Source organism: Niabella aurantiaca DSM 17617 (assembly GCF_000374125.1).
In the GTDB taxonomy this organism is placed as follows: Bacteria; Bacteroidota; Bacteroidia; order Chitinophagales; family Chitinophagaceae; genus Niabella; species Niabella aurantiaca.
Genome location: NZ_KB893637.1, coordinates 1 through 13,828 on the forward strand (window position 1 = coordinate 1; position 13,828 = coordinate 13,828).

At 48.1% G+C, this 13,828-nt stretch carries 14 protein-coding genes; 2 read left to right on the plus strand and 12 right to left on the minus strand.

Features of this window, described 5'->3' with window-relative positions:
* On the minus strand, positions 1-224 hold a 224-nt coding region (locus tag B160_RS29120; RefSeq protein ID WP_018626772.1), incomplete at its 3' end, for an ISAon1 family transposase N-terminal region protein.
* Between the two features lie 573 nt (positions 225-797).
* On the opposite strand from B160_RS29120, the gene B160_RS0113635 reads away from it, so the two are divergent.
* Positions 798-1,172, plus strand: a complete 375-nt coding sequence (locus tag B160_RS0113635; protein WP_157558057.1) for a hypothetical protein — start codon at positions 798-800, stop codon at positions 1,170-1,172.
* Between the two features lie 368 nt (positions 1,173-1,540).
* On the opposite strand, the gene B160_RS0113645 is transcribed toward B160_RS0113635, so the two are convergent.
* Positions 1,541-3,265: a hypothetical protein gene (locus B160_RS0113645; RefSeq protein WP_018628481.1), complete on the minus strand. Its 1,725-nt coding sequence runs from the start codon at positions 3,263-3,265 to the stop codon at positions 1,541-1,543.
* 48 nt (positions 3,266-3,313) lie between these two features.
* On the minus strand, positions 3,314-4,666 hold the full coding sequence (locus B160_RS0113650; protein WP_018628482.1) for a glycosyltransferase: 1,353 nt from the start codon (positions 4,664-4,666) through the stop codon (positions 3,314-3,316).
* A gap of 87 nt (positions 4,667-4,753) precedes the next feature.
* Here B160_RS0113650 and B160_RS0113655 point away from each other — a divergent pair, with 87 nt between their 5' ends.
* Positions 4,754-5,764 (plus strand): AraC family transcriptional regulator, encoded by a 1,011-nt coding sequence (locus tag B160_RS0113655; protein WP_018628483.1) that lies wholly within the window; start codon positions 4,754-4,756, stop codon positions 5,762-5,764.
* A gap of 23 nt (positions 5,765-5,787) precedes the next feature.
* Here B160_RS0113655 and dnaG read toward each other — a convergent pair whose 3' ends face one another.
* From dnaG to B160_RS0113700, 9 genes are all read right to left on the minus strand, one after another.
* Positions 5,788-7,812, minus strand: coding sequence for a DNA primase (gene dnaG, locus B160_RS0113660; RefSeq protein WP_018628484.1), 2,025 nt, complete (start codon positions 7,810-7,812; stop codon positions 5,788-5,790).
* A 132-nt stretch (positions 7,813-7,944) separates the two neighbouring features.
* Positions 7,945-8,097, minus strand: coding sequence for a hypothetical protein (locus tag B160_RS31975; protein WP_018628485.1), 153 nt, complete (start codon positions 8,095-8,097; stop codon positions 7,945-7,947).
* A 220-nt stretch (positions 8,098-8,317) separates the two neighbouring features.
* Positions 8,318-9,106, minus strand: coding sequence for a PhzF family phenazine biosynthesis protein (locus tag B160_RS0113670; protein ID WP_018628486.1), 789 nt, complete (start codon positions 9,104-9,106; stop codon positions 8,318-8,320).
* Between the two features lie 344 nt (positions 9,107-9,450).
* Entirely contained in the window at positions 9,451-9,906 is a 456-nt protein-coding gene (locus B160_RS0113675) for a methyltransferase family protein (protein WP_018628487.1), read from the minus strand.
* 38 nt (positions 9,907-9,944) lie between these two features.
* Positions 9,945-10,538 carry a DUF3885 domain-containing protein gene (locus tag B160_RS0113680; RefSeq protein WP_018628488.1) on the minus strand — a complete coding sequence of 198 codons (594 nt, stop codon included), beginning with the start codon at positions 10,536-10,538 and terminating at the stop codon, positions 9,945-9,947.
* A gap of 44 nt (positions 10,539-10,582) precedes the next feature.
* Positions 10,583-10,882, minus strand: a complete 300-nt coding sequence (locus tag B160_RS0113685) for a type II toxin-antitoxin system RelE/ParE family toxin (RefSeq protein WP_018628489.1) — start codon at positions 10,880-10,882, stop codon at positions 10,583-10,585.
* On the minus strand, positions 10,875-11,123 hold the full coding sequence (locus B160_RS0113690) for a type II toxin-antitoxin system ParD family antitoxin (RefSeq protein WP_018628490.1): 249 nt from the start codon (positions 11,121-11,123) through the stop codon (positions 10,875-10,877). Before B160_RS0113690 ends, B160_RS0113685 begins: the two co-directional genes overlap by 8 nt.
* Before the next feature lie 221 nt (positions 11,124-11,344).
* Positions 11,345-12,016 carry a gluconate 2-dehydrogenase subunit 3 family protein gene (locus B160_RS0113695; protein ID WP_018628491.1) on the minus strand — a complete coding sequence of 224 codons (672 nt, stop codon included), beginning with the start codon at positions 12,014-12,016 and terminating at the stop codon, positions 11,345-11,347.
* 67 nt (positions 12,017-12,083) lie between these two features.
* Positions 12,084-13,823: a GMC oxidoreductase gene (locus B160_RS0113700; protein WP_018628492.1), complete on the minus strand. Its 1,740-nt coding sequence runs from the start codon at positions 13,821-13,823 to the stop codon at positions 12,084-12,086.
* Positions 13,824-13,828: the final 5 nt, after the last annotated feature.

The following is a 13,828-nucleotide window of genomic DNA, read 5'->3' on the forward strand; positions in this document are numbered from 1 at the left end:
TGATCCCGTATCGGGAAATCCTGTACACGTACCTCCGGTAAAAATCCTTTGGAATGATAGCGTTGTCCTTTGAACTCTTCTGGAAGCTCGTTGCGCTCTTCTAAAAACAACACCAACCCTTCCTTGTCTTTTAATACCCGAACTAAATCGAAATATTCCAGCGTACCTGCCGGCAAAAAATACCCCGCTAATGCCTTAAATGTCTCTGATTGATCTTCACTCATACCCCAGCAAAAAAATCACTTTTTTACTATTCCCCCAACTTTTTCACTTGATCCCAAAAAAGGAGCAAGCATGATCCTTCGTTCAAAAAAATAAATTAAATATAAAACTAATTTATTGTATATTTGGAATATCAAGATGTAACTGTGTAAAAGTGAGAGCAATGGCCGGTCAAAGGGTCTCTTTCATATTGTTCCCAGCGTAGATGTGTTTGCCGTTCACCGTGCTCTGATAAGAGCATAAAATAACTATTTCAGCCCGGCAGCTGATTTTGGATTTGCGTGCCGGTAAAGATTTTTTTGTTAATATAGAAAATAAAGACCGGGTTATTCTTAGCCGGGTCTCTCTTAAGCCTAAGATACTGATTTTAGTCCAAAAGCGACTACATGCCTTGTCATTATTTTTAGTGACAGGTTCATGGGGCATATTCGCAGATCAGAAATTAAAAAGTCCCGAATGGCGATGGTTTCCGGATCGTAGCGCTCTGTTACATCCGATAGCGTATATAACATACAAAATACTGCAAAAACAGGGCAGCGCGCTTTTAGGCCTACCAGCAGGCCCGGCTAAACGGCATGAGCGTGGGAGCCGCGTGGAAAAGTTTTGGAAATCCCAGTTTTGACTCCTCCCGGTTTGAGGCTTTATATCAGGTGGAAAATGACTGCCGGAATTTTTCCGGGGCGATGGCCGGCGGGCTGGCAATAGCGCCTTTGCTTATTGCTGCAACCCCCGCTATTGTTTCGGGTGCTGGTTTTATAGGCAACATCACCTTAAATGCGGTAAGAACCTATGGGCCACAAATACTAAATCATTTTGCCAGAACTTGGAAGTTGAGGGCACCGGTGGCAGGAATAGACTTAGCAAATCAATTAGTGTATGCAATTCCTCAAAGTCAAGCGAATGGTGATGGTGTTGGCAGGGACTATGTTGAAAAAGTGGCTGGGGCATAAATTCTTCGCTGAGAGCGGATCTACCGATGGTTCTATAAGGGATGCCTCCGAACAATATTGCCACTATAACACAGCTGATTTGAGATCATTATGGATTCAACAAAGTATCGATATTGAAAAAATTGTTTCGGGATTTCCGTTTCCACTACCAATCGGGAAGTAGCGATTGTGGCCCTGCCTGCGCGCCCTTGCCCGGGCCGGCTTTTTCTCAACGTACAGGCAGCAGGCCGCAGCAATTCGGCCCGGCCTGCTCCGCCGGTTTTGCAAAGCGATGGTATCAAAAGCCATTTTTATAGTGCTAGCAATGCCGGCTTTTGATACCACCTCTTTTTTGTTACCTGTATCTTAAGTCTGCATTTTATATAGGCTCAATCAGATTTCGGATGGGCTTCATCCCAACGCAGGTTTATGGTGAACAGCGATGGATTGTAGTCCGGAGCGTCCCAATAAAGACCTGCTGCCGGGCCGCCCGTACGCACCGGCATTTGTCCGGCTTTGATCGGTGCCTTGCTGCCGGATCCGGAGAAACGAAGCGGGATGGTGACTTCATGGAACCCTTCAATCTGCACATACTCCGGTACCTGATCCAGGGTGCTGCCGCTGACACAGCTTGCAAACCGGCGGTGGCTCATCAGCACGTCTTCCGCTAAAAGCCGGATCTTTATGTCGAAGCCACCCGGCTGGTTGATGACTTCTCCTCTTAGTCCGTCGCTGCCGGGATCCGTGTCTTTTTTGCGGTCAATAATTAAATTATGAATGGCGTCCCAGGCAACGGTATAGTCGCCGCAGGCATCCATGGTTACATGACTGGTAAAGCTTCCCGAGGGCATCTCGATAATGCCTTTACAATAGGTGTGCAGATCGGTTTTGTGGACCATTGGTACCTGTCCCAGTCTGAAAAAACCATCCGCATCCCCTCTTAAATGCAATACGAGGTTCACTTTTTTGGTGAGCGCACCATCGGGGCTTTGCTTTTGATCATAGAACAGATCAACCACCCACTCGTTGAGCAGTTTACCCGCGCTCTTGTTTTCGGATGTTACCACTACCATGCCGGAAGATGACGGCCCTACGGTAGGGATGTCGCAGGCGATCATGCCGGGTGTCCAAAGGGCAACGGCAACTTCACCGTTGTTGATCGTTACATGGCGCTTGCCTTTTCCCGGGTCTTCACCAAAGCTGCCATAGATCCAGAGGCGGCTTTCGTAGTCAAGTCCGCCTGTGTGCTTTTCCGTTTCATCCACCTGCATATAATCAATATGAAATTCGGTGCGGATGGTAATATTGGATACCAGCAGGAACTGTCCTTTTCGTTTCATCTTCACTGCTACGCTCACCGCTTCGGGGTTTATGCGGGGCACCGAGTTGGGCGCCTGGTAGTGAGCCTTATTACCCTGACCTTCGAGCGAACCCTCACCGGCATAGTTCCAGTCGCCGAGAAATTCACCGCCGGGCTGGTAGGGCTGCATTACGGGGCTGGGGTTGGGCTGGGGAAGATCCGGAAGCTCATCAGGGGTCGTAGCCAATACACGGAGCCCGAGCTGGGCCCCGGGATCCACAAGGGCTTCTTCGGGATCGATATAGAAATAAGGAAAAAAACCCCAGTCGCTGAAGTGAGTTGTAGTGGTTGTAAGGGTGTGGTTCGCTTTATCCGGCACGGGTTCCGCAGCACGGAACCATTTGCCGCCCTCATCCTGGTAGGCGATGCCGAGCAGTTCGGGCACCGTATTCCGGATGCTGCTTTCATCGTACCGGAAGCGGATGGTCACCGGCTTCTGGAACAGGATCTCGTGCGGAGTCAACCGGTAAGCCTTGCCGTAACCGGCGGGCAGCTGGTTGACCACCGGCTGTACCGTGATCTGCTGGTTACCCGCGAGGGCGCCGGCAGGTATGGTGATTGCAATGTTCCCGTCGGCACTGGTAACCGTGCCTCCGGATGTGCCGATGGTTTTGCTGACAGCGGGCCCGTCAGGAGCACCGGGTGCGGTAACCAGCTGGGTTGGCGCAGGTGCGGGGGAAATGGATTCGGGTTTGGAGCAGGCGGCAGCAAGGATGACCAGGAAGATGGTGATCCAGCGATTCATCTTTTTCATATAATCTTTGTTTGAAAATCTTGGAGTTTTTTGAATGAATGCTTTTCGCTATGGTTTCTGAAGGACGGGTAAAGCGTTGACGAATTTTTCACAAAGGGCCAACGGGTCGTACTCCGAAAATTCCTTCGAAAGCCGTTCCACGCTTTTCCGGTAAAGGGGGTTGCTCAGGATCTCGTTCACAGCTGTTTTTATTTTTTCCGGTTTGGGATGTTCCGTGCGCATATTGATGCCTGTTTTAAAATATCCCACCCGGGCACATATTTCGTTTTTCCCTTCGTGTATGCCGGCCACTACCATTGGCAGCTTATTGCTTATGCTTTGCATCACACCGCCGTAACCACCGTTTGAAATGAATACATCGGCAAAAGGCATGATCTGGCTGAACGGAATAAAGTCTTCAATAACAACATTGGCAAATGCTTTATACCGCTGGCGCAGTTTATGGGTATGCCATCCGGCCGTTGTTACCACCACCAGGTGGCGGCTGTTTTTAAAGGCTTCAATTGCGGGCACGATCAGCTTGCGCACATCTCCTTCAAAGGTTCCCTGCGTTACCAGCAGCACTTTTGCATACTGATGCAGTTTGTCTTCAAAATGGAATGGGGCAGGGGCATCACTATGGGAGGGCAGTAAAGGGCCTATAAAATGGATATGCCGGCTCATATGCGCGCGTTGGTATTCAAACCCCGGGGTACAGCTTTGTAAAAACAGTGTTGCCTTATCGATCTGCAGATCAAACAGGTTTTTGCCATTGGTCAGCATGCCTGCACGGCGGTATTGTTCGTTGATCAGCGCGTGGGGCTTTTTAAACAATACTTTATTGGTAAGAAAACGCAAAAACGAATGCACGGCTTTTCCTGCCAGGGTTTTGGCCGGTGTAAGTCCCATGATGGGCGGGGGTAGCTGTTTCGAAGAGGCACATAAAGGGAGGATGCCGATGGCTACTGCATGCTTGTTTAGTTTTTCTTTTACGAACGACATACCGGTAAAAGCGCTGTCGCAGATCAGCACGTCGAAATCGAAACTTTTATTGATGTCCTTTATGTCTTCATAAAATTCTGTTCCGCGTTCGATAAAATACGTGCAGATATCAAAGATGACTTTCTTTACATGATTCCGGATCGTTTTCCTTTCGGGAAATACTTCGTCAATGTTGTGAACGGTTACCTCTTTTGCCTTGTTAAAAAGATAGAAGGGAATGCCCAGCTGTTCGATACGGGGTGCATAGCTGGCGCCGGTGTACCAGCGGACATCATGCCCTGCTTTTTTGAGCCGAACGGCTAATCCCGTTAGAGGGTTGAAATGCCCGTCGGCAGGGATGTTGGCAAATAAGATTTTCTTTTTTTCACCGCCGTGTAAGGGAGCAGCGGCATTGGTTGTGTTTGCTGTTTTTGTGTACATGTTGTTTGATTATTTTAATTGCAAAACAACTGTGATAAGTATGGTGCAAAAAGTGTAATTTGTGCCTTAAAAGGGTCATTTTACGCCATGGGACTACAAGCAACTGCGATCCGGGACATGCTTTATGCCGCTGCTACATATGGCGAAGCTTATGATACATTGAGGGAAATGGCTGGCTTTACACAGGAAGAGATCAGCGACTCCGGCCAGACGGTTGAATGGCAAAAGGCGGCAAAGCTATACGATTTACTTGCAGACATTACAAATAATGAGCAGATCGGTTTATTCATGGGGGGCGATGTGCCGGTATCGATGACGGGCATGGTGGGTTTTATGATGCAGGCCAGTAAGAACCTGGATGAAGCCATACGGGTCTATTGCAAATACGGGCATATGGTGTGCCCGATGATCGCCTATGAGTATAAAATAAAAGGGAAGCTTGCGATCATTGAACTGCATCAGAATGCGCTCTGGAAAACGACCTATCCCCGCAATGCAAGGATCGCGATCGATTTTGTGCTGGCATCGACCATCAACTTCATAAAAGTGCTTTCCGGCAAAAATATCTACCCACAGGCCGTAGAAGTGGAATATGCCAAAAACGCTGTTACTACTTATTATGATGTGTTGCAATGCCAGGTGCTGTTCAATGCCCCCTTGCATCGCATGATCTTTCTGGCCGGGGATGTACAAACCCCCGTGCTTACCAGCGATGCTTCCCTATTTGAAATGTTCAACACCATCCTGGGCCAGAAAAAATCACTTGCCATACAATCCAGCTGCCGGGATGCCGTAAAGCATTTGCTGCTGATGCAGCACAAGGGGCAGATCCCCACGATCGATGATGCAGCGGCGGGTCTTGATATGACGGTGCGTACCCTGCAACGCAAACTGACCGAAGAGCAGACCAGCTTCAGGGAAATAGCCGGCGAGGTAAAAAAAGAGCTGGCGCTGCACTTAATGAAGAACGGTACCGGTACGATCACCGAAGTGGCGGGGGTATTGGGCTATAACGACCTGCCTGCGTTCCGGCGTGCCTTTAAAACCTGGACCAAAACAACTCCCAAAGAAATAAAAAAACAGCTGATCAATGAATAGGCACCTGACCGCTAAGGGCGCTGCTATTGCAGGATCACCGTTCCTAAAATATTGGTGATCTCCCGCTCCATATCCTTTAATGACTTGTGGATGAAATGGAGTTCCTTGAATTTATGGTCATTTAATGCGCCGGACATATCGTTCTGGTTCTGAAGCAGCATCCGGCGGATCTTTTTGAGCTTAAGGTACTGGATGGCCGATTCCACCTTTTGATTGGTGCGGTCCTCGGAGATCAGTTTGTATTTATTCAGATCGTTCTCATTCCCTTTGCTGATCACGCGCGAAAAGGCTTCAAAGTTTTGTTTGAACAGGTCTTTCTGATAGCCGGTATTGGAACTGAAATCGGCGGCCCACCGTTCGCTTTCCTCATAGGGGTGGTTCAAAAGCGATACCGCAAAGGCGCTGAGCTTTTTGTCTTCGTTGTAAATAAAATATTTATCGCTCAGTTGCTCCGGGTTGTTACGCAGCAGTTGCTTTATTGAGGCTATGAGCAGGATTACTTCCGGATCTTCGATCTCCAGCTCGTCGATCTCATCAAACACATGCTGTGCGATCAGGGACTGCTCATCCCATTGCCGGTTCCCGAATTCCAGTAAGATGCGGGCCAGTTCTTTTTCCTGCAGCTGGTCTTTGAACAGCAGGTCAAAAGTGGCGTCGTCATAGCTGGTGATCTCGGCATCCTGCGCCTGCTGCTCCTTCTGCGCATTGCTGGCGGCCTTCCGCTCCATGGCGGTCACTTTATCGCGAATGTATTTGTTTACCAGTGCATGCAGACCGGCTTCATCGATCTGTAAAATGGCGGCAGATTCTTTGATATAGTCCTGCTGTTTGGTAAAATCCTCGGCCTTGTTGATGCGGCTGATCGACTCGGCGATCTTGTTGACCAGCTCGGACTTTTTTACCGGGTCGTCGCCAATGGTGCTCAGGGAAGATTCGAGCTGGAACAGGATAAAGTCTTTCTTGTTCTTTTTAATAAAGTCCGTAAAGGCGCCGGCACCTACTTTGTTTACATAGCTGTCCGGGTCTTCTTTGTCCGGGATCAGGACCAGCTTTACGTTCAGGCTTTCCTCCAGGGCCAGGTCCAGGCCGCGCAATGCTGCTTTTACACCGGCAGCATCCCCATCATAAATGATGGTTAGGTTATTGGTATATTTTTTGATCAGCCGGAGCTGGTCTACTGTCAGGGAGGTACCCCCGGAGGCCACCACGTTTTCGATCCCTGCCTGGTGCAGGGAAACGACGTCCGTATATCCTTCTACCAGGAGGCATTCATCTGCTTTCTCAATAGCGGTCCTGGCAAAATAAGAGCCGTAGAGGATCTTGCTTTTTACGTAAAGCTCATTTTCCGGTGTATTGATGTATTTGGGCGCTTTGTCGGTTGTTTTTAAGATGCGGGCGCCAAACCCGAGCACTTTACCGCTGTGGTTATGAATTGGAAAGATCACCCGCCCGCGGTAATTATCCAGCAGAGCGCCGTTGCGCTCCACTACAAGCCCTGTTTTTAGCAGGAGCTCTTTATTGTATTGTTTGGCCAGGGCTTCCTTTGCAAAGGCGTCCCGTTCCGCCGGGGCATAGCCGAGCCTGAATTTTTCAACGATCCCTTCCCGGAATCCCCGTTCCTTAAAATAGCTGAGCCCGATGGCCCGGCCTTCTTCAGATTGCATGAGCGCCTCGGAAAAATACTGTTCTGCAAAACTATTGATGATGAAAAGACTGTCGGCCGTCTGGTATTGCTCCCGCTGTTCGGCGCTGGCAAAGGTCTCTTCCACCTCGATGCCATACTTGTTGGCCAGCCATTTGAGGGATTCCACATAGCTGTATTTTTCATGCTCCATAATGAAGCTGATGGTGTTGCCGCTTTTGCCGCATCCGAAACATTTGTAGATCTCTTTGGAGGGCGATACGGTAAAGGAGGGGGTCTTCTCGTTGTGGAAGGGGCAGAGGCCCAGGTAGTTGGCGCCTCTTTTTTTTAGCTTTACGAACTCGCCCACCACATCCAGGATGTCGATCCGGGATAAAATCTCCTGTATGGTATTCTGGGAAATCACGGGCCGAAATTACGATATTTGAACTCGTAAATAGAATTCGTTAACCGGAGTGAGGTCTTTATTGCCCGGAGAGGCTATTGGGCTGCATAATAGATGGATGCGTGTCTTTGGTCGGATAGTTGGAAAGCTTTATTATTCTGGTTTTATTTTCACTATTTTATTATCACGTAAAACAACGAGCTTACTGTTTTTGGCTTTCTTGAATTCAATTAGTTTCTTATAGACTTTTTCAAGCCCTTTTAGGATCCTGCTTTTTTCTTCAATTTGAATCTCAATTGTTGTCATAATAATCTTTTAAAAGGTCGAATTTCTTTTGGTTTGCAATGTTCACGGGCCGAAATTACAAGGAATGGCCGCAAAAAAAGCTAAATCACACGCGCCCGGTAAGTTTGTTTTGCAGACCGGTCTGATATCGTACCTGTTTTCTTCCGGGTCTCCCGCTGATTAAGAGGGCTTTCTGTTTTATTTGCAGACCATTTTTCTGCAGATCTGTACGCCGGCCGGGTTACGCTAAACAGATCTCCCCGGTAAGGTACAATTTTCCCTCTCCGCTGATCTCCACGCGGTCGCCTAAATAGCGGCAGTATAAAACGCCCCGGCGCTGAGACATCTGCAGGGCAGAAAGCGCTGTTTTTCCGAGCTGTTTTGACCAGTAAGGGGTAAGGCTGGTATGGGCAGAGCCGGTGACCGGGTCTTCGGGAACTCCGGACTGCGGCGCAAAAAAGCGGGATACGAAATCCACCGCGTTGCCCGGGGCAGTAACAATGATGCCCCGCGCTTCGATTGCCGCGATGGAAGGGAACACCGGTACCAGGTCCTTTATTTCATCTTCCTGGTCAAACACCAGCATATAGTCTGTTTTGCCCCTAAAAGCCAAACGGGGCTGTATGTTGAAACAAGCGGTCAGCTCATCAGACAGCGCTACCGGCGTCAGGTGGTCGGCAGGGAAATTGAGCGTCAGCAGCGCTCCATTCTGCGTTACGGTCAGTGCCCCGCTCCGGGGAGCATGGAACCGGATGCTACCGGCTGTATGCCCTTCGTGATGGAGCAGTACAAATGCTGCCGCCAGGGTAGCATGACCGCAAAGATCTACCTCAACGGTGGGGGTAAACCAGCGGATCTCGTAATGATCTGCCTGCGGCACATAAAAAGCGGTTTCGGCCAGGTTGTTCTCCATGGCTATTTTTTGCAAAAGATCATCCGGCAGCCAGCGTTCAAGCGGGCAAACGGCGGCGGGGTTCCCTGAAAATACTTCGCTGGTAAAAGCGTCTACCTGGTATATGCGTTGTCTCATTTGTTGAATTGATAAAAACAGCATTTTGATGCTCCTTATAAGCGCCATCCGGCGCGTTGTTATCGGGGCTGACTAAAAAGGTAAATGAAGGCTCTGAGAATCGCATAAAAGACTATCAGTTTCCATCGCCTACCCGAATAAATTCATCATTCGATGACCTTTTTGGTCAGCCCCGAGGCCGTAATTTCATAAGTGCCATGGGCACGGCTCATGATGCCCCGGGCCTACGGCTCTCTGTTGTTCTTTTGGACTTATAAGCGGGTTGAAACCCGTTCTTGCCGGATCTTTCGAGGCCATGCCTCTTTTATTAAAATGATCATTGAACCCCGCTCCACCGGATGTGATCACAGCCACCTGCGTACTTTTTTCTTATAATCCAGGTAGGATGCGCCAAACCAGGACTCCATCCACTTTTCTTCGCGCAGGATGAATTGAACCTGCAGGATCCAGATCAATACCGGGATCATGATCAGCGGTGAAAGCGTACCTAACCATATACCGGTCCCGGTGAGCATGGTAACGAGCCCAAGGTACATCGGATTTCTTGTAAAACGAAAAGCCCCTTTTGTAACCAGCACCGTTGCCTTTGCCCCCGGGCGGAGCGCTGTGCCCAGTTTACGGAAAAGCAAACCGTTGCGGGCGGCGAGCAACAGCCCGGGGAGGATCAATAAAATCCCTGCATACCGCCAGGGGAATTCCAGCCAGCGCATCACCGGGAGGTATTGATGGAGCAGGAGCATCAGGATAACCGCAAACAGGAGGTAAACCGGGGGTGGAATGCGGGGAATGGAATGGTTCATCGTTGATTGTTGAATTGCTTGTTAAAAACGGCCCTAACTTAAAAACCATCACTTCTTGGAGATAGCCACAATTTGTATTTTTCCTTATAATGATCTCTCGTTTTAGTGTCGTTTAATATGATGTCCATACCGCCGTCATAAGGTGCGATGATGTATTTATTTTCGAGTGAAACAAAAAAGGCTCTAAGGTAGTACTGAGCGATGTCTTTGAGAAGTTTGTCAAATCGTTTAGGGATCCATACTTGTTGACAAAATTTCGCAATAAATAATTGTCCTTTGTCGTGCTCGTCAGGCCAAAGTTTATGTAGGTCTATCGGGTTTAAAGAGACAAGTGAACAGTCTTCTAATGAATATTCTGATTCTAATATATCATAAGGCTCCTGTCCCTCAAAAAAATATTCGCCTATGACTACTAAGATTGTTGTTTTATAACCTAAAAGGTCATTGATGATTTTGTTTTGTCTTGAGAGCAAAATTTCCCATTCTTCCTGTGTCTCCGGATATCTTTTTGATTCTGGCAAGCTATGAATTCTTAACCATCTTTCCGGAAAGTCGTATTTAAAACAATGAGATATAGGAATGGTGCCCGGGTAATTAGTTTTCCAGAATATGTCAAATTGTTCCTTCGTCATTAGGGGCTCTTTAAAATTATTGCCAACGTCCGGGGGACAGTTTTTTATTCATCAAGTCTGTTTTTCAAATCCATCCGTTCGTGCAAAATTCTGATGATTTCAATTTCTTGTCTGGTTATGACTTGATAAAATATTATGTGTTTGCCAGCCCTCAGCCCGAGTAAGTTGCCGTCGATTCCCCCGTATTTTTTCCCAAGTTCCGGGTTTTCTGCAATTTGCATACAAGCAAATTCTAAAGTTGAATAATAAGTGTCTGCCTGCTTTTCTGACCATTTTTCAAAAGTATAGTTCCAAATATCATTCAGGTCATCAATGGCGTCCTGTCTTAAAATAACTTTAGCCATTTTTTCTTTTTTCCGCTTTCAGATGTTTTAGGTTTTCCTTGAAGTCAAAATTTTCAACTCGTGGACTCTCCAATCCTTTCTGAATTGCAGTTCTCAAAGCGATTACTTTGGTTTCTTCATCTTCTAAGAGACGAAGTCCTGCACGAATAACCTCGCTTACATTTTTATATCGTCCTGCCGATACCTGGCTACTTACGAACTGGTCAAAATAATTCCCAAGTGATATTGATGTATTTTTCATTTTTCAAACTTTTATCAAAGTTACCAAAAATTGGTAAGTATGTAAATTGTTCAGTCAGAATTTTAAAGTTTGATTTCCGGATTTAGTTTTTTGAGTTTAATTCCTTGTTTTTTAATAGGATATTGATAGCTAATTCTTTCTCAAAAAAAAGCGCATTTTGTATTTTCAACGCTAAATCAGCAGATGAAACAATACAAAATGCGCCGCTTATGTTACAAACGTCAGCTGAAGCTGACGCATTCTTTTAATTCCTTTTCGGTATAGGCCAGGCCATACTGCTTCAATACATCATCCGGCACACCGTTCCATTGGTTGGGCTTATTGCCCGCATAACCAATATCTTTTACTCCGATCTCGGAGGTATAGAAGCCGGTGGCGGTAAGGTTGCGCATCAGTGTAAAGAAAGAAACGCCCTGTGCCAGCTCCGGTTTACCCTTTGCCCTTTCCGGGTAGGCAATAAGGTCTACGATCCCGATCTGCTGCTGTGGGGTACAGTCTTTAAATGCCTTTTCATATTTCTTCAGGCATTGCAGGTCCAGCCAGCGCAAACCGCCTCTTAGCGGTGTTTGCAGCCTGGGCTGATCCTTTACAGTGAACGCAATAAAATCCGGAACCTTTGCATCGCTGGCGCTGCCGCTTACTTCGTCTTTGGGGATGATGATGTCTGCAAGCACCGTAATGGTGGCCATTTCATGCGCGTTGAAGAAGTCCGGCATTTTTTCTACTTCGTCCTCGTATATTTTTTCGTCCTCATAACGGTGGAGGCCCGTCTTTTTATCGGGTGGCGGGGTAGTGGTCTCGCTTTTTTTGTCGGCCGGGTTACAGCCGATGACCAGGGTTCCGGTAGCCAGTGCCCCGGCAGCTATATATTTTAAGGAATCTCTTCTTTTCATGTCTGATGTTTAATGTTTGTCAGATGATAGATATCAGGCAATGGGCCACGAGTCTAACGTCGACCATCTATAAATTTTGCTTTTTCATTTCATCAATAATGTACTCGCTGGCGCGCATGCTCAGCGCAAGGATCGTCCAGGTAATATTCTTATTGGCCTGTGAGGTAAACTGGCTTCCATCCACGCAGAACAGGTTTTTACAATCATGCGCCTGGCTCCATTTGTTCAGCGCCGATGTTTTGGCATCATCCCCCATACGCGCAGTTCCGGCTTCATGAATGATGTACCCGGGCTTATCGATACCGTAATTGTTTTCCGGTCCGTCATCGCCCCAGGTGATCACAGCACCCATATTGTGCATGATCTCCTTAAAGGTTTCTTTCATGTGTTTGGCCTGTTTGACCTCATAATCGCTCAGCTTTACATTGAATTTTAAAACAGGGATCCCGTATTTATCCACCACATTGGGGTCGATTTCACAGCGGTTGTGCTCAAAGGCAACGGCTTCTCCGCGCCCGGCCATACCTACGGTAGCGCCATAAAAGAAGCGCTGGTCTTCTTTGAACGATTTTCCGTAACCGCCGGCTTCTTTTTGTTTGCCGTTTACGGGGTATTTGCCGTTGAACGATTCAATGCCCATTCCAAATCCATAGGCCGGCTGACCAAAGCCGCCCCAGTATTCGATATGATACCCGCGCGGGAAGCCGAGTTTTTTATCATCGCCCCACCAGGGTGAGTACACGTGCATGCCGCCTACGCCGTCCTCATTGTATCGTTTTCTGCCAAAGAGTTCGGGGATATAACCGCCCATGGCGGCGCCGGTACTGTCCTGCAGGTATTTGCCCACTACATTGCTGCTGTTAGCCAGGCCATTGGGATGGCGCTGCGATTTTGAGTTCAGTAAAAGCCTTGCCGTTTCGCAGGCACTGGCGGCCAGGATCACCACACGCCCCTCTACCTGGTATTCCAGCAGGTCTTCTTTATTGATATAGGATATGCCCGTTGCAACGCCTTCGGAATTGGTCAATACCTCGCGTGCCATAGCATTGGCAATGACTTCCAGTTTGCCGGTTTTCAATGCCGGGTAGATCAGCACATTTGATGAGGAAAAGTCTGCCTTGGCCATGCTGCAGTTCCGGCCGCACTGTGCGCAAAAGAAACAGGCTCCCCGGTCGTCGTTTAATTTTTTTGTAAGAATGGATAACCGCGAGGGGATGACCGGAACACCCGATTTCTGTGCGCCCTTTTTTATAAAGAGCTCGTGAAGACGGGGCTTGGGCGGTGGCAGGAAAATGCCGTCCGGCTCATTGGGAATGTTTTCCACGCTCCCGAAGATGCCGATCAGCTGATCTACCTTATCATAATAGGGTTTGATATCATCGTAGCTGATGGGCCAGTCTGCACCAACACCATCATGGCTGTAGCCTTTAAAATCCCTCGGGCCAAAACGCAGGGAGATACGCCCCCAGTGATTGGTCCGGCCTCCCAGCATGCGCGCCCGGAACCATTCCCATTCAGTACCTCCTTCCCTTGTGTAGGGCTCTCCTTCGATCTCCCATCCGCCATAGCAGGCATCAAAATCTCCAAAAGGGCGGTACTTGGTTGACCGGCCTCTACGTTTGGACTCCCAGGGGTTTTTTAGCTGGAAGATTTCCTTTTGAGGATCATACATCGGACCCGCTTCCAGCATACATACGCTGAGCCCGGCTTTTGAAAGCGTATATGCGGCCATGCCACCGCCGGCGCCCGAACCAACGATCACTACATCGTATTTTTTGCCCTGTTTCTTTATTTGCAATTCTTTCATTTGAG

Coding starts and splice junctions, on each gene's coding strand:
- B160_RS0113645 (WP_018628481.1), bottom strand. CDS start 3,265: ATGAAAAAGATGAATCGCTGGATCACCATCTTCCTGGTCATCCTTGCT.
- B160_RS0113690 (WP_018628490.1), bottom strand. CDS start 11,123: ATGAAAAATACATCAATATCACTTGGGAATTATTTTGACCAGTTCGTA.
- B160_RS0113650 (WP_018628482.1), bottom strand. CDS start 4,666: ATGTACACAAAAACAGCAAACACAACCAATGCCGCTGCTCCCTTACAC.
- B160_RS0113675 (WP_018628487.1), bottom strand. CDS start 9,906: ATGAACCATTCCATTCCCCGCATTCCACCCCCGGTTTACCTCCTGTTT.
- B160_RS0113655 (WP_018628483.1), top strand. CDS start 4,754: ATGGGACTACAAGCAACTGCGATCCGGGACATGCTTTATGCCGCTGCT.
- B160_RS0113635 (WP_157558057.1), top strand. CDS start 798: ATGAGCGTGGGAGCCGCGTGGAAAAGTTTTGGAAATCCCAGTTTTGAC.
- B160_RS31975 (WP_018628485.1), bottom strand. CDS start 8,097: ATGACAACAATTGAGATTCAAATTGAAGAAAAAAGCAGGATCCTAAAA.
- B160_RS0113670 (WP_018628486.1), bottom strand. CDS start 9,106: ATGAGACAACGCATATACCAGGTAGACGCTTTTACCAGCGAAGTATTT.
- B160_RS0113700 (WP_018628492.1), bottom strand. CDS start 13,823: ATGAAAGAATTGCAAATAAAGAAACAGGGCAAAAAATACGATGTAGTG.
- B160_RS0113685 (WP_018628489.1), bottom strand. CDS start 10,882: ATGGCTAAAGTTATTTTAAGACAGGACGCCATTGATGACCTGAATGAT.
- B160_RS0113680 (WP_018628488.1), bottom strand. CDS start 10,538: ATGACGAAGGAACAATTTGACATATTCTGGAAAACTAATTACCCGGGC.
- B160_RS0113695 (WP_018628491.1), bottom strand. CDS start 12,016: ATGAAAAGAAGAGATTCCTTAAAATATATAGCTGCCGGGGCACTGGCT.